Genomic DNA, 22,961 nt, shown 5'->3' on the forward strand with positions numbered 1-22,961 from the left:
CGTCATGGGCTGAAAGGAAGATCGGCAGACTATAAGCGCTTTCGCGGTTCAGAGGATCCAGATCCGGACAAAGCACAAAACGCCGGCTCAAGTGCAATACATATTTACCGCACCTGACCGTTCCCGATCGGTTGCAATAGCGCCCACGCGATAGACGACTAGCGCGATGTCTGCCCGATTTTTTCAGGGGGATTTACTCAACAAGGATTTTTTCATGGGCAATACTCGAAAAACCTCCACCACGTCCTCCAGCCATAGCCTGGCAGACGCCATTGCACTGCGTAAAAGAACCGGTGCTGACTTTCCCGAGTACGAACCTGCGCACAAGAGTTTTCGGGACATGGATCAAACGGATGTGGAGGCCGTTCGCCAACCGGATATGCCAGACGCCGCAGTCATTGTTTCATCCCTGCCGACCGCCGAGATCCTGTCCGGTCGTTTCGGGGGCAGGACGCTTGCGGACTATCGCCTGAAAGCGCCGGCCACCCTGCCTGCGCCTGATGCCCTGGGGTTGAGGGTTATCAAGGGACGCACGTTCGTCGATGTCGCCCCCGGCGAGATTGTCCAGGTTCGGCAAACCGCAGCAGATGGTGAATATCGCGCGACCTTGATGTCCGAGTGGACGGCTTCGGGACCGGTCCTGTTCTTCGATCCGCACAGCAAGATATGGTCGCCGGAACGGGCTCGGTCATCCGGCGACGCAGGCAATGTCATCGATATCGACATCGATGAGCTCATCCGCAATATCAGGAAAGATTCGGAAAAGCACAGTCGGGTCCATACCGGTATTGATGACGCGATCGAGCACGAGACAGCAAAGGAAGCCACGCTGACTGCACGGGGGCTGAAGCAGTTTCCACTGGATCAGGCTGCGATGGTCCGCACTGAGTTGCGAGTGGTCGAAAGCGTTTTCGCTGATGCCGTTCACGCCATTGGCATGAAATACGACGGTGCGAGCGCGGTTTACGAAAGTTTTTTTGGGGCAGGGCACCAGGCCGTGGCGCAGCAGTTTTCTGACTCGGTGGCGCGAGGTCTTGCGCTTTCCAGGGAGTACCAAGGGACCTGGGGCGAGGAAAAATTCTTCGCAGTGGAGACTGAAAACAACAGCGCCGCCTGGATGTACAAGAAGGATTTTCATGGCCGGTTCTTCCTCAACCGCAAGTACATGCAGCAGGAGATTCTAGGCATGTCCCTGGGCCATGAAATGCTGCACACCAACCGCATCGACCGCTTCAGGACCATCGGTCCCAACGCCGCGGATTTCTTCTATCTGGGTGACAGCCAGCGTGGTTTGCTGAGTCTGGAGCCGCTGACCGTCTACGACATTCCGGAGCGCAGCGTTTCCGAAGTGATCATGCGCGGTGGATTGACAGTCGAGTACGTGAACGCTTTTACGGACGATCACGACAACCTGCTGTTCGGGATCAGTGATTATCTGGGGATCGGCGACGATCTGGATCTTCAGACGGCGGTCAGCCTGTTCAATGCAAATCCGGCGCTGCGCGCGCATTTGGCCGCGAACAACGCCGACAGCATTGTTTACGCGGCAAAAAGCATGCAGGCGCTGCATCGAAGCAAAACGGAATACGCGTGGCTCGACAGCCTGATCGATGATTGATGCCGGGGAGGGCAGCGCTCATCGATTGTTCTAGCGCTTGTTCAACCCACGTGCCAGACGATCGCCGCCCAGCTGAATCAGCGCCACCAGTGCCACCAGCAGCACGATCACGGTCAGCATGATCTGGCTGTCGAAGCGCTGATAGCCGTAGCGATAGGCGATGTCACCCAGACCGCCGGCGCCAATCGCTCCGGCCATCGCCGATGAGTTGATCATCGTCACCAGGGTGATGGTGAAGCCACCGACAATCCCCGGCAGCGCCTCGGGCAACAGCACATGCCAGACGATGTGCCAGCGCCGGCAGCCCATGGCCTGCGCGGCTTCGATCAGGCCGTAGTCGACTTCACGCAGGCTCACCTCGGCGATACGCGCGAAGAACGGCGTGGCCGCAATGGTCAACGGCACGACCGCCGCCCACACGCCGTAGGTGGTACCGACGATCAGTCGGGTGAACGGAATCAGCGCGACCATCAGGATCAGGAACGGGATCGAGCGAAACAGGTTCACGAACGCACCCAATGCGCGATTGAGCGCTGGCGCTTCGTAAATGCCGCCCTTGTCGCTGGTGACCAGAATCACTGCCATCGGAATACCCGCCAGCAATGCGATCAGCGACGACACTCCGACCATCAGAAACGTGTCGATAAAACCCTGCAGCAAGCGATCAAACCACATAACCCAGCACCTCCGTGCGTTGTGCCCATTGCCCGGCGCGCTCACGCAATTGCTCGGCATTCAGCTGCGAACCCGCGACCGCCAGCAACAGTTGCCCGAGCGCGTGGCCCTGAATCCGTTCCACGCCGCCCTGGAGCAATTTCACCCGGCCACCGAGCGCGGCAAACAGCGCGGCCAGATCCGGTTCGTCCTGTTGGCTGCCAGTGAACTGCAAGCGCAGCACCACGGCCGCATCGGACGACGACGGTTGTGCCTGCAAACGGCTTTGTAATTCTTCGGGCAAGGCGTGTTGCAGCGGCGCGAGCAAGGTCTGGCTGACCTCGTGCTGTGGGTTGCCGAACACTTCCCAGACCGGGCCTTGCTCGACGATGCGGCCATGTTCGAGCACGACGACGCGATCGCAGATTTCCCGGATCACCGCCATCTCGTGGGTGATCAGCACGATGGTCAGGCCCAGGCGTTTGTTGATTTCGCGCAGCAGGCCGAGGATCGATTGAGTGGTTTCCGGATCGAGGGCTGATGTGGCTTCATCGCAGAGCAGAATGTCCGGGTCATGCACCAGCGCGCGGGCGATGCCGACACGCTGCTTCTGCCCGCCGGACAGCTGCGCCGGATACGCCTTGTGCTTGGCTTGCAGGCCCACCAGTTCCAGCAGTTCGCGCACCTTGTTCTCCCGCTGTTCCTTCGGGACGCCGGCGACTTTCAGCGGCAGTTCGACGTTCTGCCACACCGTTTTCGCCGACATCAGGTTGAAGTGCTGGAAGATCATGCCGATCCGCCGGCGCAGGGCGACGAGGCGATCCTCGTCGTACTCGCCGATGTCCACCTGATCGATCAGCACCCGGCCCGAGGTCGGTTGTTCGAGGCGGTTGATGGTGCGGATCAGCGACGACTTGCCGGCGCCGCTGCGGCCGATGATGCCGAACACTTCACCGCGCTGGATCGCCAGGTCGATGCCTTGCAGGGCGGCGACCGGGCCTTGTTTGCCGTCGTAGGTCTTGCCGAGCCCGACGAAGCGCACATGAGCGCGGTTCAGTTCGGGATGCAGTTCGGTGCGCTGTGCCAGCGCGGGTGGCTCTGGAAGATCCAGTCGCCGTTGGATGGCCGCGGTCATCCTCAGCTTTCCCAACCGGCCTGGTACAGCTTGCCGTGGGCCTTATCCAGTGCGGCGCGCACGGCCGGCGAATGCTGGTAGATGTCGACGAACTTGATCAGGCGCGGGTCGGTCTTGCTCTTCGGCTGGATCACGAACTGGATCACGTATTCCTTGTGATCGAGGCCGTCGAACAGCAACGCGGAGCCGGCGTCGAAAGTCTTCGCCAGACGGATGTAGGCCGGGTAGCCCTGGACCAGATCGGCGTCATCGTAGGCGCGCACCAGTTGCACGGCTTCGACCTGGAGGATCTTGATCTTCTTCGGGTTGGCGACGATATCGTCTTCGGTGGCCTTGTAGCCGACGCCCGGTTTCAGGGAGATCAAACCGGCTTTGGCCAGCAGTTGCAGACCGCGTCCGCTGTTGATCGGGTCGTTGGCGATGGCGACGCTGGCGCCTTCCGGCAGCTCGTCGAAGCTTTTGTATTTCTTCGAGTACAGGCCGACATTGTTGATGATCCCCGGCGCGAACGGCACGAGGTCGAAACCGGAGGCAGCCTTGGCGTTTTCCAGGAACGGGATGTGCTGGAAGTAGTTCACGTCAATGTCACCGGCGGCGAGGCTGACGTTCGGTGCGATCCAGTCGGTGAATTCCACCAGCTCGACTTTCAGGCCCTGTTTGGAGGCCTCTTCGACGGCGGCTTCCAGCGGAATCGCGAAGGCGGCGGTGGTGCCGATTTTCAACGGGGCATCTGCGGCGAACACCGCCGAGCTGAACAGGCCGAAGGCCAGGGCCAGTGCTTTGACTGGGTGGGACAGGAGCTTCTTGGTCATGGTGGTTTTCCAGTCAGTGAAATTAGCCTGATTCCCAGGCCGAGCGTGGGAACGATGAGTGCCGGGGTTAGTGTCGGTAGTGGGCGCCGGTGTGTTGCGGCGGCAGGTGCGCTTCGCCGTGAAACAGTTTTTCCCGCAGGCTGCCGGTGTCGTACGCGGTCTTGTACGAGCCGCGCCGTTGCAGTTCCGGAATCACCAGATCGATGAAATCCACATAGCTTTCCGGGGTGACGATGCGGGTCAGGTTGAAGCCGTCGAGGCCGGTTTCGGCGATCCACGATTCCAGTTCATCTGCCACTTGTTGCGGCGAGCCGACCACCGTGATGTAGCGCCCGCCCAGAGCGTGCTGATCGAGCAACTTGCGCCGGGTCCAGTCGTTGTTCTGCAGGTTTTTGGTGGCGGACTGGATCGCGTTGCTCTTCACGTACTGGATCGGTTCGTCGATTTCGTACTGGGAAAAATCGATGCCAGTGGACGCCGAAAAATGCGCCACGCCCGCTTCGGCGCTGGCGTAGCTCAGGTATTCGGCATGCTTGGCCCAGGCCACTTCCTCGGTCTCGCCGACGATCACATTGAGGCCCATGAACACCTTGATGTCCTCAGGATTGCGACCCGCTTCGACGGCGCTGGCGCGGACCTTGTCCACCTGCACCTTGGTCGACGGTTTGTTCTGGCCGCTGATGAACACGCACTCGGCATGACGCCCAGCGAACAGCAAACCGCGATCCGAACTGCCGGCCTGGAACAGCACCGGCGTGCGCTGCGGCGACGGCTCGCACAGGTGATAACCCTCGACCTGATAGAACTCGCCCTTGTGTTCGACCTTGTGCACCTTGTCTGGCTGCGCGTAGATCCGCTGCTGTGGATCGTTGAGCACCGCACCGTTTTCCCAGCTGCCTTCCCAGAGTTTGTAGAGCACTTCGAGGTACTCGTCGGCCTGGTCGTAACGCCGGTCATGTTCGACCTGTTCACTGAGGCCCATGGCCTTGGCGGCGCTGTCCAGATAACCGGTGACGATGTTCCAGCCCACCCGCCCGCGGCTCAGGTGATCGAGTGTCGACATGCGTCGGGCGAACAGATACGGCGGCTCGTAGGTGAGGTTGGCGGTCAGGCCGAAACCGAGGTTTTTGGTCACCGCAGACATGGCCGATACCAGCAGCAGCGGGTCGTTGACCGGCAGCTGGATCGACTCTTTCAGGGTGACGTCCACCGAGTTTTGATAAACGTCGTACACGCCGACGATGTCAGCGATGAACAGCCCGTCGAACAGCCCCCGCTCCAGCAGTTGCGCCAGTTCGGTCCAGTATTCGATGGTCTTGTATCGGGTCGAGGTGTCGCGGGGATGCGTCCACAACCCGTGGTTGATGTGGCCGATGCAATTCATGTTGAACGCATTGAGCAGGATCTTTTTCTTGCTCATCAGATGGTCCCTCGCAGCGGAGGGTTTTCATCGTTGAGGTAGTAATTGCCGACCGCGTGATATTTCCAGCGCACCGGGTCATGCAGCGTATGTACCCGGGCGTTGCGCCAGTGGCGGTCGAGGCCATGCTCGCTCAGGGTGGCCTGGCTGCCGGCCAGTTCGAACAGGGTGCTGCCGGCGGCCAAGGAGATTTCGGTGCTGATCGCCCGTGCTTCGGCGACCGCAATCGAAGCCGCTGCCACCGTCTCGGCGTTGGTCTCGGCCTGGGCCGCGTCGAGGAATTCGCCGGCGCGTTCGAGCAGCGCTTCGGTGGCGTGCAGGCGAATACTCAGGTGGCCGAAGCTCTTGAGGGTCAGCGGGTCTTCGGTGGCCTTGTCGTTGCCCGAATCGATCCATGGGCGGGTCTTGCTGCGCACGAAGTGCAGCGCATCTTCGTAGGCGGCGCGGGCGATGCCGGTGTCGATGGCGGCGTGAAGGATCTGCGCCAGCGGGCCGACCGGGGTCGGGCGCTCGAAAGCGCTCTGGAACGGGATGACATCTTCGGCGGCGACATACACGTCTTCGAACACCACCGAACCGCTGCCGGTGGTGCGCTGGCCGAACCCGCTCCAGTCGTCGATCACGGTCAGGCCTTTGCTGTCGCGGGGGACGAAGGCCAGTTGCTGCACGCCGTTTTCATCGACCACGGACGTTGGAATGCGTTGGGCGTAAATCGCACCGGTCGCATAGAACTTGCGGCCGTTGATGCGATAACCGCTGCCGTCGCGTTCGAGGCGGGTGACCCGGTCGTGGGCGGTCCTGGTGCCCAGTTCTGCCAGGGCATTGCCGAAGCGCTGGCCGGCGAGGACTTCGGCGTACAGGCGTTGTTTCTGCTCGTGGCTGCCGTTCACCCGAAGCACTTCGAGGGCATAGAAATGGTTCTGTGGAATCTGCCCGAGCGAGCCATCGGCCCTGGCGATCAAAGCGATGACTTTGGCCAGGGTCACGTTGGACACACCGGCGCCACCGTACTCCTTGGGCACGCTGATGCCCCACAGGCCGGAGCGGGAAAACACGTCGAGTTCCGGCAGCGGCAGGCGGCGTTCGCGGTCGCGCAGGTTGCTGTCGCGCTGGAAATCTTCGGCCAGGTCGCTGGCGACGATCAGGGCTTGCTCGTCGCTGGTGATGAGCGCGACGGGATGGGAAAGAGTCATGTGTTTCTCCAGAGATCTGGTCAAAAGTGTTCGGGTCGTCAGATCCAAGAATGGCGAGCCGGCAACTTGCCGTTGAGGCGATAGGCGCCGACCGCGTGATACTTCCAGCGCACCGGGTCGTGCAGGGTGTGCACCCGGGCGTTGCGCCAGTGACGGTCGAGGTTGAATTCGGCGAGGGTGGCGCGGCTGCCGGCCAGTTCGAAGAGTTTTTCGCTGGCCAGCAGTGAGATCTCGGTGGTCAGCACCTTGGCTTCGGCCACGGCAATCGACGCGCGGGCGGCGGATTCGGCGGTCAGTGGCGCGGCGTGCACCTGATCCAGCACCTGACCGGCCTTGCGCAACAGCGCTTCGGCAGCGTGCAGTTCGATTTTCAGTTTGCCGATGTCGGCGATCACGTAGAGGTCATCGCTGGCCCGTTCGACGTTGGCGTCGATCCACGGCCGGGCGCGGGTCTTGACGAATTCGATGGCGTCATCGATGGCGCCACGGGCGATCCCGGCGTCGATCGCTGCCTGAATCAGCTGCGACACCGCGCCCTGGGTGTTGGGCTTTTCGTTGATCTTCCAGTTGTCCACCACGAGGCCGGCATCGACCCGCACGTTGTTCAACAGGATCGTGCCGCTGGCGGTGGTGCGCTGGCCGAAACCCGACCAGTCATCGACGATGCGCAATCCCGGCGTGCCGCGCCGGACGAAAGCCAGGACTTGCTTGCCGTCATCGTTGAGCGCCTTGACTGCGACCCAGTGGGCGAACAGGGCGCCGGTGGAGTAGAACTTCTGGCCATTGATCACGTAGTCATCGCCGTCGGCGGTGATGCGCGCCTTCAGTTCCAGGGTGTCCTTGGTGCCGCGTTCAGGCCCGGCGTTACCGATGCGCCAGCCTTCGAGCACGCTCTGCAGCAGATGCTTTTTCTGCTGCTCGGTGGCGCTGCCGAGGATCAGGTTGATGATGCCGAACTGGTTCTGCGGGATTTGTCCCAGCGCCGGGTCGGCGGCAGAAATGATCGCGAACACCTCGGCCAGGGTGACGAAGGAAACCTGCGGGCCGCCGTACTCGCGCGGAATCGCGATGCTGCCGAGGCCACTGCGGGTGAACTGTTCGATTTCCGACCATGGCAGCTTGCGCTGGCGATCACGTTTGGCGGCCTGCACGCGGGCGACCTGCGCCAGCTCATGGGCGGCCTTGATGGCTTGAGCGTCGTTGCGCAGCACTTGTGCGGGCAACAACAGCGGGGCGATGTCCAGGTCACTCTGGACGTTTGCGTCTGCCAGACTGGACATCAGTGCCGCTCCTTGGCTGCACGCAATGCCCTGGCGATCTGCACTGGGGTGATTGTGTTCCGGACCATGCTACCTACCTCACATCTCATGAAAAACGCCGCAAAGGTGCGGCGAACGAAAGAATGTCCGGTGGTCCGGTGTATATACCCTAAGCGCGTATAAAATTTAAATAAACTAACTTTTAGGAATATGTATAGAAGGGGGCGTGGTCTGGCTGGTTAAGCGTGCGGCGACGAGGGACGGCGTCCCTCATCGACCGTTTTGGCTCATTTCTTTTGTGGCTCTGCCGCCTTCAGCGTTTCCTTGAGCGGCACCTTGAGGTAGGGATTCACGCAACCGATCTTCAGCGTTCGCGGCGGTGCCCAACGCGAGTTGTTGCCGACCCGGTCGAGGATGCAATAGGTCACGTCCAGCCGCAGATCCTCGCCGGCCTCGGTGATGACTGCCGGCGGCACCCAGACCTGAATCGGCTTGCCGATATCGGCAGGGGTGATGCGTGCCAGATCCATCCGTACATCGCCCCAGCGCAAGGTGATGGCATCGCCTTCGGCCATGTTCAGATACGGCTCGATAGTCAGTGGCACGCCGCGTCTGATCTGGTTTGCGTTGACGCCCTGACGGCGAATGGTCTCGGGCAGGGTCACAGGAGCCAGTTGCTGGTTTTCGTCGCCACACAGCGCTGGAGGCTGTCCTCCGGGGCAGTCGAGCTTGACCGTGACCCGCGCCGCCGCCGACAGCGATGGCCCGTGCCCCACCCGCATGACCCGATAGTGGATGCGAGACGAGCCGCTGGCGATGAAGCTTTCCGGCACTCGCAGGCTGACTGGGGTTGCGACGTCCTGTGCTGTCAGCACGTGAGAGGCGACGTAGCAGTTGTTCCAGAACAGTTCGATCAGATCGCCGGTGTCCATGTCCGGATAAGGCGGCACATCGACCAGCAGATGAGCTGCTGCCGCGAGGTTGATGCCGTTGTTTCGGGATGGCGCCAGGCTCGGCGCGGCCAGTTCGGGAATGTGCGAAGTGCGGGTCATGAAATCCTCTCCTTGAAGCCTTGCAGCGAAATCCGTTTCTGAAAGTTCAAATGGCGTGAATTGCCCGGTAATAAAAACAGGGTCGTTCGGCCATTCGTTATCGGGTCTTGGTAATGTTGTGGGGCGCGATGAGTGACTAGATAAAAGTTCGCTGAATGGCGTGTCAACGGACAGGGTTAGTTAATTGGAGAATTACGGATTTATCAGAAGCTTCCTACGCAGATAAGGCACTCTACCTATTCTGCATGGCGAATCGAGCCACAGCTTTTGCCGGATTTTATCGTTCTGTCGTCGGTCGGTTTGTACAGCTGGAAATTTGGAGGGGGCGAACTTTAATCGCGGCGAGACTGTTGCAGGACATATATATGTAATGCAGTCACTTGATTAATTTTTTAGTGGGGAGGACGTAAGCGAAACTTCCATCCATGGAAGTTTGTATTCCGGAAAGTTTACAGGTCAGCTGTTGTTTCTGAACTTACTGAGGAACTGTCGAGTGCGTTCTTCTTTCGGATTGGCGAACAACGCTTTCGCTTCACCTTGTTCGACGATCACGCCTTTATCGAAAAACACCACGCGGTTGGCCACGTCACGGGCGAACGCCATTTCGTGGGTGACGATCACCATGGTGCGTTTCTCCTCGGCGAGGCCGCGGATGGTCGCCAGCACTTCACCCACCAGTTCCGGATCGAGGGCCGAGGTCGGCTCGTCGAACAGGATCACTTCCGGCTCCATCGCCAGCGCCCGGGCAATCGCCACGCGCTGTTGCTGGCCACCAGACAGGCGCCGTGGGTAGGCGTCTTCCTTGCCCGCCAGGCCAACCTTGGCCAGCAGCTTCTTGCCCAGGGCAATGGCTGCATCGCGAGGCGTCTTCTTGACCACGATCGGGCCTTCGATGACGTTTTCCAGGGCGGTGCGGTGCGGGAACAGGTTGAAGTTCTGGAACACGAAGCCCACATGCTGGCGCAGGTTGCGCACCAGGCTCTGCTGCTGGTTCAGCGGGCGGCTGGTATCGATCTCGATCTCGCCGACCTTGATCCGGCCGCTGGTGGGTTCCTCGAGGAAGTTCAGGCAACGCAGGAACGTGGTCTTGCCCGAGCCGCTGGGGCCGATGATTGCCACGACCTCGCCTTCCTTCACCTCCAGATCAATGCCGTTGAGCACGACTTGACCCTTGAACTGCTTTGTCAGTTTTTCCACGACAATCATGGGGTCAGGACTCCTGGTCGTGCCGATTGACCCGCTCTTCCAACTTGTTCTGGAAGTGCGACAGCACCGTGGCCAGAATCCAGTAGATCAGCGCGGCGGCAAGATACATGGTGAAGACTTCGAAAGTTCGGGCGGTAATCAGCTGCGCCTGACGGAACAGCTCCGGCACCTGGATGGTGGCGGCCAGCGCGGTGTCCTTGACCAGCGAAATGAAGCTGTTGCCCAGCGGCGGCAACGCCGTGCGCATCGCCTGCGGCAGGATGGCCCGGCGCAGGGTCTGCGCGCGGGTCATGCCGATGCTCGCAGCGGCTTCCCACTGGCCGCGTTCAATCGAGCCGATCGCGGACCGCAGGATTTCACAGGCGTAGGCGGCCATGTTCAGCGAGAAGCCGATCAGCGCCGCCGGCAGCGGGTCGAGTTCCATGCCCAATTGCGGCAAGCCGTAATAGATCACGAACAGTTGCACCAGCAACGGCGTGCCGCGAAAGAACGACACGTAGATGCGGGCCAGCCAGCTGACCGACTTGAAGCGCGACAGGCGCATCAACGCCAGGCCAAAGCCCAGCAGCAGGCCGAAGAACATGCCGCCCAGGCTAAGGATTACCGTGTAGTACGCGCCCTTCAACAGGAAGGGCGCGGAGTCCAGTGCGAGTTGGAAAGCTTCTTCCATTATTGGGTGACGTCAGCGTTGAAGTATTTCGTGGACAGCTTCTCAAGGGTGCCGTCGGCACGCAGTTCGTCGAGGGCCTTGTTCACGGCGGCCAGCAGTTCAGGCTCGCCTTTGCGCAGGGCAATACCGGCTTCCTGACGCGAGAAGGCTTCACCGGCGGCGACGGTTTTCGGCGCTTTCTTGGCGTATTCCAGCGCAGCCAGACGGTCGATCAGGATCGCGTCGGTACGGCCGTTGTTCAGGTCGGCGAACTTGGTCGGATCATCGTCGTAGGTGCGCACGTCGGCACCCGGCACGTTGGCGCGGACCCACTGTTCGTAGTTGGTGCCCAGGCCCACGCCGACTTTCTTGCCGGACAGGTCAGCGGCGGATTTGATGTTCAGCGCGGCGGCCTTGTCTTTCAGTACCAGCGCCTGAATCCCGGAAACGGTGTACGGCTCGGAGAAGTCATACTTCTTCTTGCGCTCGTCGGAGATGGTCACCTGATTGACCACGACGTCCAGACGCTTGGATTCCAGGGCCGCGAGGATGCCGTCCCATTTGGTCGGCTGAATCTTGGCCTTCACGCCCAGCTTCTTGGCCAGGGCTTCGGACAGTTCGACTTCGAAACCCGACAGCTTGCCGTCGGCATCGACGAAGCTGAACGGTGGGTAAGTGCCTTCCAGGCCGACGTTTATAACGCCTTTGTCCTTGATCTGTTGCAGTTGTTCACCGGCAACGGCGCTGCTGATCAGACCGGCGCTCAGTGCCAGGCCCAGCGAACCTACCAGCAGATTTCGACGTAGTGCGGAAAGAATCATGACAAGCCCCTGTGTTTTCTTATGGAAGACGCTTAAGGAAAGTTGGCGAATCCGGGAATTGGACGACAGCGCTATCCTGCCTTAAAGCAGCTTATGCGTCTCTCGCGAAATTCGCCTGCGGCGAGACTATATGACGGTTCTTTTAGAATGGAAAATAATGAATTTTCTGTTTGTTATTCATCTGTGGAATATGTGTTTTTCGTATTCCGGGATGCATTCCCACGCAGAGCGTGGGAACGAGCGCGTCAGAGAAAATCCTTGTACGCAAACAACGCCGGGGCGCCGCCGGTGTGCAGGAAGATGATCGGGCCGTCGTCGAAACGCCCGCGACCGATGCCGTCGAGCAGCCCGGCCATGGCCTTGCCGGTGTAGACCGGATCGAGCAGCACGGCGTCCTGACTCGCCAGCAGTTTCACCGCCGCCAGTGTCCCGGCATTCGGCTCGCCGTAGCGCGGGCCGAAGTATTCGTCCCACAACTCGACCTTGAAGCTGTCCGGCAGCGCCACGCCCAGCAGGTCGGCGGTGCGTTCGGCCAGGCTCTGGACTTTCGGGCGCTGATCTTCTTCGCTGCGCGACACCGTCACGCCGATCACCGGCAGTTGCGGCAGGGCTTCGCTCAACGCCAGCGCCAGACCGCTGTGAGTGCCGGCACTCCCCGAGGCCAAAACGACGGCGGAAAATTGCAGCCCGGTGTCCTTGATCTGTTCCGCCAGCTCCAGACCGGCGCGCACGTAACCCAGCGCGCCGAGGGCGTTGGAGCCGCCGATCGGCACCAGATACGGCTTCTTGCCGTTGCTGCGCAGGCGCACGGCGAGGGCGGCCAGTTGTTCGTCGGCGTTGTCGAGGTTGTCGACCAGCTCGACCTTGGTGTCGAACAGGTCCAGCAGCAGGCGGTTGCCGTTGCCGGTGTAGTTGCTGTCGTCGGTGCCCAGCGGGTTTTCCAGCAGCGCTACGCAACCCAGGCCCAGTTTGGCGGCCAGCGCGGCGGTCTGGCGAACGTGGTTCGATTGCAGTGCACCGGCGGTGATCAGGGTATCGGCGCCTTGGGCGAGGGCGTCGGCGGCGAGGTACTCGAGCTTGCGCAGCTTGTTGCCGCCCATGGCCAGCGGCGTCAGGTCATCGCGTTTGATGTAGACATCGCGGCCGAGCCAGGTGGACAGACGCTCGAGCTTTTCCAGTGGGGTCGGTTGGCCGAGCAGGTCGAGGCGGTTGAAGCGTTGCAGCTGTTGTTTGATCGGTTGTGTGGACATGGTTCCGTACTGGCGGAGGAAGATCACCGGACTATAGGCACGCCGATTTACCGGGGCAACCGTCAATCGCTTATATCCAAACGTGCTTAGGCCAGCACTATCGGTTCTTAATTCGCGCCCGTGGGCTTGCCGTAAAGTAGTCGCCGTTGACGCGGCCAGACAGTCCGGCCGCCCCTGAGGAGTCTTTACCGTGAGCGAGCGTTCCAGCCATTGGCAATTGCAGACCATCGTCAGCCAGCTGCGTACCGCGCGGGATCAGTGGCGTGCACAGAATGGCCGCGCGTCCGGCGAGCAGGGCGGGCGCGAATTGCCGTCCCGCGATGCGATGGCGCAGATCCTTGAAGCCCTGTGCGGCGCACTGTTTCCGATGCGGCTGGGGCCGGTGGATCTGCGTGAAGAGAGCGAGGATTTTTACGTCGGTCATACCCTCGATGTCGCGCTGAATGCGTTGCTGGCCCAGGCACGACTCGAGTTGCGTTACGTCGCCCGTCACAGTGCTCAGGCAGACACTGAAGTCGAGGCTCAGGCGATCAGGATCATCCAGGATTTCGCCCTCGCACTGCCGGGCCTGCGCAGCCTGCTCGACACCGATGTGCTGGCCGCCTACCACGGCGACCCGGCGGCGCGCAGCGTCGATGAAGTGCTGCTGTGCTATCCGGGGATTCTGGCGGTGATTCACCATCGTCTGGCTCACCATTTGTATCGCGCAGGCCTGCCGCTGCTGGCGCGGATCAGCTCGGAAATCGCCCACTCGGCGACCGGCATCGATATTCATCCGGGCGCGCAGATCGGCCGCAGTTTCTTCATCGACCACGGGACAGGTGTGGTGATCGGCGAGACCGCGATCATCGGCGAGCGCGTCAGGATTTATCAGGCGGTGACCCTCGGCGCCAAACGCTTCCCGGCGGATGAGGACGGCCAGTTGCAGAAGGGCCATCCACGCCATCCGATCGTCGAGGACGACGTAGTGATTTACGCCGGGGCGACGATTCTCGGGCGGATCACCATCGGCAAGGGTTCGACCATCGGCGGCAACGTGTGGCTGACCCGCAGCGTGCCGGCCGGGTGTAACCTGACCCAGGCCAACCTGCAGCATGATGACGGGACGCAGAAGTAAAACATCAAAAGCCACCCTCACCCCAGCCCTCTCCCGGAGGGAGAGGGAGCCGACCGAGGTGTCTGGCGCTGTACATCGACCTGAAACACCGAGTCGATTATGGATTCAGCGAAGCACTTTCACGTCGGCGTATCTCATGAATATCCCCCAATCAGTCCCCTCTCCCCCCGGGAGAGGGTTAGGGTGAGGGCGCTTTTGACTTTGATTTTTCCACTGAACGAATCCGCCCAAACCCCCGTCATACCCAACCTTGAGCTAGCGTACGAAAAGTACCGCTGAGCCCTGCGATTAGTCCTTGGCGCGCTATCCATGTTTAACTTGAACGTTCATTCAAGTTAAACCGGCGGTTCGCTGCCCGCTCACAACAGGAGGCTTGCCTTTGCTGAGTCCGATCATTTCAGCCATTTCCCAACGCCTTGAGGTGCACCGTTCATGAGTGCATCGTCCACCCCCGCCAGCGGTCTGGTGCGCATGAATCCGCCGGTGTTCTGGTTCGCCGCGACGGTGATTCTGCTGTTCGGCCTGACCGTCATCGCCATGCCGGAACAGGCCGGCGCCTGGCTTCTCGAAGCGCAAAACTGGGCGGCCAACACGGTCGGCTGGTACTACATGCTCGCCATGACCCTGTATCTGATCTTCGTGGTGGTTACCGCGTTGTCGGGCTACGGCAAGATCAAACTCGGTGCCGACCACGACGAACCCGAATTCAGTTACCTGTCCTGGGCCGGCATGCTGTTCGCAGCCGGGATCAGCATCACGCTGTTTTTCTTCTGCGTGTCCGAACCGCTGACCCACATGCTTCAGCCGCCGCAAGGCGAGGCCGGCACGGCGGACGCGGCGCGTCAGGCGATGCAGATTCTGTTTCTGCACTGGGGTCTGCACGGCTGGGGCGTGTTCGCTTTTGTCGGCATGGCGCTGGCGTATTTCGCGTATCGGCATAACCTGCCGCTGGCCCTGCGTTCGGCGCTGTACCCGCTGATCGGCAAGCGCATCAACGGTCCCATCGGCTACGCGGTGGACGGCTTCGGCATCATCGCCACGGTGTTCGGCCTCGGTGCGGACATGGGCTTCGGCGTGCTCCATCTCAACTCCGGTCTGGACTATCTGTTCGGCATCGCCCACACCCAGTGGATTCAGGTAGGCCTGATCACGCTGATGATGGGCGCGGCGATCATCGTCGCCGTCTCCGGTGTGGATAAAGGCGTGCGGGTGATGTCCGACATCAACATGCTGCTGGCCTGTGCGTTGCTGCTGTTCGTGTTGTTCGCCGGCCCCACCCAGCATTTGCTCAACACCCTGATCCAGAACCTCGGTGACTACCTCGGCGCTTTGCCGATGAAGAGTTTCGATCTCTATGCCTACGACAAACCGAGTGACTGGCTCGGCGGCTGGACGGTGTTCTACTGGGCCTGGTGGATTGCATGGTCGCCGTTCGTGGGCCTGTTCATCGCACGGATTTCCCGTGGCCGGACCATCCGCGAATTCGTCTTCGGCGTGCTGCTGATTCCACTGGGTTTCACCCTGGCGTGGATGTCGATCTTCGGCAACAGCGCCATCGACCAGGTGCTCAATCACGGTATGACGGCATTGGGCATGTCGGCCCTCGACAACCCGTCGATGACCCTTTACCTGCTGCTGGAAACCTACCCGTGGAGCAAAACCGTCATCGCGGTAACGGTGTTCATCAGCTTCGTGTTCTTCGTCACCTCCGCCGACTCCGGCACCGTGGTGCTCTCGACCCTGTCGGCCAAGGGTGGCAACCCGGATGAAGACGGGCCGAAATGGCTGCGGGTGTTCTGGGGCGCGATGACCGCGCTGGTGACCAGCGCACTGTTGTTCTCCGGCAGCATCGATGCGTTGAAGTCGGCGGTGGTGCTGACCTCGCTGCCGTTCTCGATGATCTTGCTGCTGATGATGTGGGGCCTGCACAAGGCGTTCTACCTGGAGTCGCAGAAGCAGATCGCGCAACTGCATTCCCTGGCGCCGGTGTCCGGTTCACGGCGTGGCAAGGGCGGCTGGCGTCAGCGTTTGAGCCAGGCTGTGCACTTCCCGTCGCGCGACGAGGTGTACCGCTTCATGGACACCACGGTGAAACCGGCCATCGAAGAAGTGACGGCCGTGTTCGCCGAGAAAGGCCTGAACGTGGTCACCCAACCGGACCCGGCACACGACAGCGTCAGCCTGGAAATCGGTCACGGCGAGCAGCATCCGTTCATCTATCAGGTGCAGATGCGCGGCTACTTCACGCCGTCGTTCGCCCGTGGCGGCATGGGTTCCAAGCAGCTCAACAATCGCCGCTACTACCGTGCCGAGGTGCACTTGAGCGAGGGCAGTCAGGACTACGATCTGGTCGGTTACACGAAAGAGCAGATCATCAACGACATCCTCGACCAGTACGAACGGCACATGCAGTTCCTGCATCTGGTACGTTGATCGGGGCAGGGCGCCGGGACGATTCAGGTCTCGGCGCTCAGCACCATGAACAACACCATCGCCGCCAGCGGCACACCATACACGGCGCTGCCGATCGCAATCTCCGACCCCAACGGCTGCCCGGCGTGGACCACGCCGACCGCACCATTGATCACCGTCAACGCCAGCCACAACGCCGCGAAACCATAGGCCAGCGTCTGCCGACTGAAGCCGATGCGCTCGCCGATGTAAAACATCAGCGCCAGCAGGATCAGGCCGAAGAAGATGATGATTGCGGTGTGCATGGGGAGGCCTGCGGCATAGTCGGTGTTTGGTCGGGCGCCTTCGCGGTTTCATTTAGAGCATAGCCAAACCAGCCCACGCCATATTCGTCAGGTACTTTCCCGCTCAATGACCGTGCACTGCAGCAGATTCAACCGCTGTACCTCATCGCTCGGCAACACGCCAAGGCTTTCCAGCACCCGCGTCGCTGCCAGTACGCCAATCTCCAGCGCCGGCGGTTTGATGGTGCTCAGGCTCGGCAGCAGCATCTCGGCGAACGGGTAGTCGCCGAAGCCGAGGACGGCGCAGTCTTCGGGGATTTTGAGGCCGGCGCGTTGTCCGGCCAGCAGGCCGCCAGCGGCGAGGTTGTCGTTGGCGAAGAGGATGGCGTCGGGGCGTGGGGAGGCGTTCATCAGCGCTTGCATCGCTTGTTTGCCGGCCTCGAACGGCGCGCGATCGGCGTCCGGTGCGAATACCCAGGGCTCCAGGCCCAACTCGCGGACGGTCGCCGCATAGCCGTCGCGGCGTTCCAGTGCGCTGAAGTCGCCGGGTGCGCTGTTCTGCACGAACGCGATGCGTCGATAGCCTTTGTTGTGCAGATAGCGAGCGGCGCTGACACCCACTTCAAAGTGCGAAAAACCGATCTGCATCGGCTCGCGATCCGGCTGGTAATCCCAGGTTTCGATCACCGGGATATCCGCTTCGGCAAGCATCTTTTCTGTGCCCGCGCTGTGGAAGTGACTGGTCACCACCAGCGCCGCCGGCGACCAGCCGAGGAAGGCCCGCACGGCGTTTTCTTCCTGTTCAGTGCTGAAGTAACTCGAGGCCAGAAGTAGCTGATAGCCGTGACGGCTAAGGGTGTCGCTGAAGCCCTGAATGGTGTTGGCGAAGATCGGCCCGGAAATGTTCGGGATCACCATGCCAACGATTTTTCCCCGTGCCGAGGCGAGTCCGCCGGCCACCAGATTCGGCACATAACCCAGCTCCGCGACTACCGCCGCGATCCGTTCGCGGCGTTCGGGCGAGACCTGTTCCGGCTGGTTGAAGTAGCGCGACACGGTGATCGCCGAAACACCGGCCTGGCGCGCCACCGCGTTGAGGGTCACGCGACCGGCGCCACGGCGTTTGCGGGGCTTTTCTTCGCTCAAGGCTCGATCCTTCTTGAAAACCAAAACGCATATAAAAGTAATTTTTCAGTATTGGACGATCTATGTCCGGTTTGCCAATACTGGTGATGTTAGCGCTAACAAAGCGCGTTGTCTGCTACTCGCTCGAGCGAATGCCCAAGACACCGAGACAGGCGCTGTCGTCGCAGAACGGCAGCGGTTCAGGGCAACTTTTCGAGCGGGCAAACATGCACAACATTCCTGGGGCGACACACAAACTGGCGCAATCGATCCGCGCTGCGGGCTGGCTACTCACCGGGCTAGCCGCGCTGCCGCTGCCCGTCGCGTTCGCCGCCGACAGCACCGATCAGGAGCCGACCCTCAAATCCGTCACGGTCACCGCCACCCGCCGCGAAGAGTCGCTGCAAAAAGTGCCGGTGGCGGTATCGGTGATCGACGGCGAGCAGCTGGAACGCGACAACCGCAACAGCGTGGCGAGCATCGTCCAGCAAGTGCCGTCGCTGAATTTCCGCACCGGCGCGTCGAACAAGGACACCTCGCTGTTCGTGCGTGGCGTGGGGACGATTTCCACCTCGCCAGGCGTCGAGCCGACCGTGGCCACGGTGATTGATGGCGTGGTCTACGCCCGTCCCGGCCAGTCGACCCTCGATCTGCTGGACCTGGAACGCGTCGAAGTTCTGCGCGGCCCGCAAGGCACGCTGTTCGGCAAGAACGCCTCGGCCGGCGTGCTGAACATCACCAGCAAGGCGCCGACCGCCGCGACCCACGGCTACATCGATCAGTCGTATTACAGCGGCAACGAAAGCCGCACCCGTTTCGGCATCGGCGGCAGCCTGATTCCGGACACGCTCAAGGGTTCGATCAGCACCTTGTTCGGCACTTACGACGGCAACGTCGACAACCAGCACAACGGTCAGGAGGTCAACGGCTACAACCATCGCGGCGTGCGCGGCAAACTGGAATTCACCCCGAACGACGACGTCACCTTTACCCTGATCGCCGACTACATGCAGTCCCACGATGACGGCCCCAACGGCGTCGTGACCAAGTCGTTGACCCCGGCCTTCGCCAATGCGTTGAGCCCGGTCAGTGCCACCAGCCACAATCGCGACATCAACACTGACACCCGCTCCCACGTCGAGGACACCAACAAGGGCCTGTCCGGCCAGCTCGACTGGCAACTGGGCGATTACACCCTGACGTCGATCACCGCGTGGCGTGGCTGGGACAACACCCAGTATCAGGACGGCGACCGTCTCGGCACGGTGACGGCGGCGTTCCCCGGCACGGCGGACAAGGGCGATCTGGCCTTCGACCAGTACTCGCAGGAGCTGCGTCTGGCCTCGCCGAAAGGCGAGTTCCTCGAATACGTCGGCGGCCTGTTCTACATGCACGGCAAGGATGACGAGACTTATCAGCGCACGCTAACTACAACAACCAGCATCAACCGTGGCGTCGCCGATTACAGCACCACCAGCGACAGCTATGCGGTGTTCGGCGAGAGCACGCTGAATTTCACCTCGGACTTGCGTGGCATCGCCGGCCTGCGCTACACCCACGACGATCTGGAATACGATCACCGTCGCGTTTCCACTTCCGCCACCACCGTCAGCGGCATTCAACCGGCCACCCGCAGTTCCGGGTCGGTGGATGAGGACGGCTGGTCCGGTCGGCTCGGTTTGCAGTACGACCTGAGCGATACCGTCACCACTTATCTGACCTATTCGCGTGGCTACAAAGGCCCGGCCTACAACGTGTTTTTCAACATGCAGCCGCGCGACACCGAAGCGCTGAAACCGGAAACCTCCAACACCTGGGAGGCGGGGATCAAGGCTTCGTCCTGGAACAATCGCCTGACCACCAACCTCGCGGTTTTCCACAGCGACTACGACAACTACCAGGCGAATTTTTTCGACACCGTCGCCGGGCAAGTCGTAACGCGCCTGATCAACGCCGGCAGCGTCAGCACCGAGGGTGTGGAACTTGATTTCGCCCTGCAGGCGACCCAGCAACTGAAGTTCTCCGGCGCGCTGGCCTACACCCGCGCCCGCATCGACGAGTTCGCCTGCCCGGCGGGCGCGGCGGCGTCGTGCAACGTCAACGGTAAACCGCTGCCGTTCAGCCCGGACTGGAAAAGCTATGTGCGGGCCGACTACACCATCCCGCTGGATAACGGCCTGGATATCGAACTCGGCACCGACTACAGCTGGCAGAGCGAAGTGCAGTACGACATCAGCCAGAACGCCGATACCAAACAAGGCGCCTACGGCCTCTGGAACGCCAGCGTGGCCCTGGCCGATTACACCAACGGCTGGCGCGTGGCATTGCTCGGCAAGAACCTCACCGACAAGTCGTATTCGCCATTGCTCGCCAGCGGGGGCAATTACATCTACCGCGCCGTGCCTCGCGACGACGAGCGCTACTTCGGCGTGCAACTGCGCAAGGACTTCTGAGATGAGCAGACAGCTGAAACTCGGCGCGTTCCTCATGGCCACCGGGCACCACGTCGCCGCGTGGCGTCATCCGGACGTGCCGGCCAACGCGGGACTGGATTTCGCCCATTACAAACGCCTGGCGCAGATTGCCGAGGCAGCGAAGTTCGACACCCTGTTCGTCGCCGACAGCGTCGCCGCGCCGACCCAGGACATCGCCAGCCGCATGGCCCGCTCCGATCATTTCGAGCCGCTGACCTTGCTCTCGGCATTGAGCGCAGTGACCGAACACATCGGCCTGATCGCCACCGCGACCACCAGTTACAACGAGCCGTACCACGTGGCGCGTAAATTCGCTTCGCTCGATCACCTGTCCGGCGGGCGAGCGGGGTGGAACCTGGTGACCTCGGACAATGCCGCCGAAGCGCAGAATTTCGGCCGCGACGAACACATCGGCCATGCCGAACGCTACAGCCGCGCCCGGGAGTTTCATCAGGTCGTCACCGGGCTCTGGGACAGTTGGCAGGACGACGCCTTCATTCGCGACAAGGCCAGCGGCGCGTATTACGACCCGGAAAAACTGCACGTGCTGAATCACGTTGGCGAGCACTTCCGGGTCAAAGGCCCGCTGAATGTCGCGCGTTCGCCACAGGGTCAGCCCGTGATCGTGCAGGCCGGCTCGTCGGAAACCGGACGTGAACTGGCTGCACAGACCGCCGAAGTGGTGTTCACCGCGCAGACTTCACTGGCCAGCGCCCAGGCGTTTTACGCCGACCTCAAGGGGCGCTTGCCGAAGTACGGACGCAGTGCCGATTCGCTGAAAATCATGCCCGGCGTGTTTGTCGTGGTCGGCCAGACGGAAGCCGAAGCACAGGAAAAATGTGAAACGTTTCAGCAATTGGTCGAACCCGAGGTGGGCATCGCTCTGCTTGGGCGTATGCTGGGCAACTTCGATCTGTCGAAGTACCCGCTGGACGGGCCGCTGCCGGAATTACCGCTGACCGACAGCGGCCAGCAGAGCCGACAGAAACTGCTGACCGAACTGGCCGGCCGCGAGCATCTGACCCTGGCCGAACTGGGGCGCAGAATCGCCGGCGGTCGCGGACATTACAGCGTCGTCGGCACTCCGGCGCAGATTGCCGACCGTTTGCAGGAATGGTTCGAGCAGGGCGCGGCGGACGGTTTCAACGTGCTGGTGCCACATCTGCCCGGCGGGCTCGAAGACTTCGCCAATGGCGTGGTCCCGGAACTGCAACGGCGTGGGCTGTTCAGAACCGAATACGAGGGCCGGACCTTGCGCCAGAACCTTGGCCTTGACCGGCCCGGCAACAGATTTGCGTAGCAATCGACACCCGATTCAAGACCGACAAGAGAGGATTCGATGACTTACACCGCTGCCGAAAACCGCTATGACTCCATCCCTTACCGCCGCGTCGGACGCAGCGGTCTGGTGCTGCCGGCGCTGTCCCTGGGCCTGTGGCACAACTTCGGCGACAGCACGCCGATCGACACACAGCGCTCGTTGCTGCGCACGGCGTTCGACTTGGGCATCAACCACTTCGACCTGGCCAACAACTATGGCCCGCCCTACGGCAGCGCCGAGATCAACTTCGGCCGTCTGCTGCGCGAAGACTTCAAGCAGTACCGCGATGAACTGATCATCTCCAGCAAGGCCGGCTGGGACATGTGGCCCGGCCCTTACGGTCAGGGCGGCGGCTCGCGCAAATACGTGCTGGCCAGCCTCGACCAGAGCCTGCAACGCCTGGGCCTGGACTATGTGGATATCTTCTATTCGCACCGCTTCGACCCGGACACCCCGCTGGAAGAAACCGCCAGCGCCCTCGCCACGGCGGTGCAGCAGGGCAAGGCGTTGTACATCGGCATCTCGTCGTACTCCGGGGTGAAAACCCGCGAGATCGCCGCACTGCTCAAAGAGTGGAAAGTGCCGCTGCTGATTCACCAGCCGGCGTACAACCTGCTCAACCGCTGGGTGGAAAAGGACCTGCTCGACACCACCGACGAACTCGGCACCGGCGTGATTGCGTTCACCCCGCTGGCGCAAGGTCTGCTGACCGATAAATACCTCAACGGCGTGCCGGCGGATGCGCGGGTCAATCGTCCGGGCGGTGGTTCGTTGCAGGCTTCGCACTTGTCCGAGGCCAACATCGCTCACGTGCGGGCGCTGAACGAGATCGCCAAGCGTCGTGGCCAGAGCCTGGCACAACTGGCATTGGCGTGGACGCTGCGCGATCCTCGAGTGACTTCGGCGCTGATCGGTGCGAGCCGGCCAGAGCAGATTATCGAGAACGTCGGGGCGTTGAAGAATCTGAGTTTCAGTGCGGAAGAGCTGGCGGAGATTGACCGGTTTGCTCAGGAGGGCGGGATTAATCTTTGGGAGAAGCCTTCGACGGCGGAGTGATCGAAATTGGGGTGGGTCAGATAGATCCACCCCCTCACCCCAGCCCTCCCGAAACGTCGGACCGCCCGTAGGGAGAGGGAGCCTACCGAGGTGTCTTGCGTCA

The 22,961-nt window shown here is 61.6% G+C and carries 19 protein-coding genes; 6 read left to right on the forward strand and 13 right to left on the reverse strand.

Annotated elements, in window-relative coordinates:
- The first annotated feature begins 166 nt into the window (after window positions 1–166).
- Window positions 167–1,618, forward strand: a complete 1,452-nt coding sequence (locus PDR5_RS01140) for a hypothetical protein (RefSeq protein WP_237233776.1) — start codon at window positions 167–169, stop codon at window positions 1,616–1,618.
- 30 nt (window positions 1,619–1,648) lie between these two features.
- On the opposite strand, the gene PDR5_RS01145 is transcribed toward PDR5_RS01140, so the two are convergent.
- From PDR5_RS01145 to PDR5_RS01195, 11 genes are all read right to left on the reverse strand, one after another.
- A complete protein-coding gene (locus tag PDR5_RS01145) occupies window positions 1,649–2,293 on the reverse strand; it encodes a methionine ABC transporter permease (protein WP_064592698.1) in 645 nt (214 codons plus the stop codon).
- Window positions 2,283–3,407: a methionine ABC transporter ATP-binding protein gene (locus tag PDR5_RS01150; protein WP_064592699.1), complete on the reverse strand. Its 1,125-nt coding sequence runs from the start codon at window positions 3,405–3,407 to the stop codon at window positions 2,283–2,285. Before PDR5_RS01150 ends, PDR5_RS01145 begins: the two co-directional genes overlap by 11 nt.
- Window positions 3,408–3,409: 2 nt before the next feature.
- A complete protein-coding gene (locus PDR5_RS01155) occupies window positions 3,410–4,219 on the reverse strand; it encodes a MetQ/NlpA family ABC transporter substrate-binding protein (RefSeq protein WP_064592701.1) in 810 nt (269 codons plus the stop codon).
- A 67-nt stretch (window positions 4,220–4,286) separates the two neighbouring features.
- A complete protein-coding gene (locus PDR5_RS01160) occupies window positions 4,287–5,639 on the reverse strand; it encodes an LLM class flavin-dependent oxidoreductase (RefSeq protein WP_064592703.1) in 1,353 nt (450 codons plus the stop codon).
- A complete protein-coding gene (locus PDR5_RS01165) occupies window positions 5,639–6,832 on the reverse strand; it encodes an SfnB family sulfur acquisition oxidoreductase (protein WP_064592705.1) in 1,194 nt (397 codons plus the stop codon). Before PDR5_RS01165 ends, PDR5_RS01160 begins: the two co-directional genes overlap by 1 nt.
- 38 nt (window positions 6,833–6,870) lie before the next feature.
- Window positions 6,871–8,112, reverse strand: a complete 1,242-nt coding sequence (locus tag PDR5_RS01170; protein ID WP_039764545.1) for an SfnB family sulfur acquisition oxidoreductase — start codon at window positions 8,110–8,112, stop codon at window positions 6,871–6,873.
- Between the two features lie 266 nt (window positions 8,113–8,378).
- Window positions 8,379–9,143, reverse strand: a complete 765-nt coding sequence (locus tag PDR5_RS01175; protein ID WP_064592706.1) for a hypothetical protein — start codon at window positions 9,141–9,143, stop codon at window positions 8,379–8,381.
- Between the two features lie 456 nt (window positions 9,144–9,599).
- Window positions 9,600–10,349, reverse strand: a complete 750-nt coding sequence (gene tcyN / locus PDR5_RS01180) for an L-cystine ABC transporter ATP-binding protein TcyN (RefSeq protein ID WP_064592708.1) — start codon at window positions 10,347–10,349, stop codon at window positions 9,600–9,602.
- Window positions 10,350–10,353: 4 nt separating this feature from the next.
- Window positions 10,354–11,019, reverse strand: a complete 666-nt coding sequence (gene tcyL, locus PDR5_RS01185) for a cystine ABC transporter permease (RefSeq protein ID WP_007952735.1) — start codon at window positions 11,017–11,019, stop codon at window positions 10,354–10,356.
- The gene (tcyJ, locus tag PDR5_RS01190; RefSeq protein ID WP_064592710.1) at window positions 11,019–11,819 is read right to left on the reverse strand and encodes a cystine ABC transporter substrate-binding protein; all 801 of its coding nucleotides are present in this window, start codon (window positions 11,817–11,819) and stop codon (window positions 11,019–11,021) included. The genes tcyL and tcyJ overlap by 1 nt, the downstream gene beginning before the upstream one ends.
- A 245-nt stretch (window positions 11,820–12,064) precedes the next feature.
- Window positions 12,065–13,069, reverse strand: a complete 1,005-nt coding sequence (locus PDR5_RS01195) for a D-cysteine desulfhydrase (RefSeq protein WP_064592712.1) — start codon at window positions 13,067–13,069, stop codon at window positions 12,065–12,067.
- A 190-nt stretch (window positions 13,070–13,259) separates the two neighbouring features.
- Here PDR5_RS01195 and epsC point away from each other — a divergent pair, with 190 nt between their 5' ends.
- Window positions 13,260–14,186 carry a serine O-acetyltransferase EpsC gene (epsC, locus tag PDR5_RS01200; protein ID WP_007952730.1) on the forward strand — a complete coding sequence of 309 codons (927 nt, stop codon included), beginning with the start codon at window positions 13,260–13,262 and terminating at the stop codon, window positions 14,184–14,186.
- Window positions 14,187–14,657: 471 nt separating this feature from the next.
- A complete protein-coding gene (gene betT / locus PDR5_RS01205) occupies window positions 14,658–16,619 on the forward strand; it encodes a choline transporter BetT (RefSeq protein ID WP_172829513.1) in 1,962 nt (653 codons plus the stop codon).
- Window positions 16,620–16,642: 23 nt separating this feature from the next.
- Here the strand turns inward: betT and PDR5_RS01210 are convergent, their stop codons facing one another.
- On the reverse strand, window positions 16,643–16,903 hold the full coding sequence (locus PDR5_RS01210; RefSeq protein WP_007952727.1) for a hypothetical protein: 261 nt from the start codon (window positions 16,901–16,903) through the stop codon (window positions 16,643–16,645).
- A gap of 87 nt (window positions 16,904–16,990) precedes the next feature.
- Window positions 16,991–18,028 (reverse strand): LacI family DNA-binding transcriptional regulator, encoded by a 1,038-nt coding sequence (locus PDR5_RS01215; RefSeq protein ID WP_064592716.1) that lies wholly within the window; start codon window positions 18,026–18,028, stop codon window positions 16,991–16,993.
- 206 nt (window positions 18,029–18,234) lie between these two features.
- Here PDR5_RS01215 and PDR5_RS01220 point away from each other — a divergent pair, with 206 nt between their 5' ends.
- The 3 genes from PDR5_RS01220 to mgrA are packed head-to-tail and all read left to right on the forward strand — an operon-like array spanning window position 18,235 to window position 22,858.
- Complete coding sequence (locus tag PDR5_RS01220; RefSeq protein ID WP_064592718.1) at window positions 18,235–20,460, forward strand: TonB-dependent receptor; 2,226 nt, start codon at window positions 18,235–18,237, stop codon at window positions 20,458–20,460.
- 1 nt (window position 20,461) lies between these two features.
- Window positions 20,462–21,781 (forward strand): LLM class flavin-dependent oxidoreductase, encoded by a 1,320-nt coding sequence (locus tag PDR5_RS01225; protein ID WP_064592720.1) that lies wholly within the window; start codon window positions 20,462–20,464, stop codon window positions 21,779–21,781.
- A gap of 39 nt (window positions 21,782–21,820) precedes the next feature.
- The gene (gene mgrA / locus PDR5_RS01230; protein ID WP_008087334.1) at window positions 21,821–22,858 is read left to right on the forward strand and encodes an L-glyceraldehyde 3-phosphate reductase; all 1,038 of its coding nucleotides are present in this window, start codon (window positions 21,821–21,823) and stop codon (window positions 22,856–22,858) included.
- Window positions 22,859–22,961 lie beyond the last annotated feature (103 nt).

This window comes from Pseudomonas sp. DR 5-09 (assembly GCF_001655595.1).
Classification (GTDB): Bacteria; Pseudomonadota; Gammaproteobacteria; order Pseudomonadales; family Pseudomonadaceae; genus Aquipseudomonas; species Aquipseudomonas pharyngis.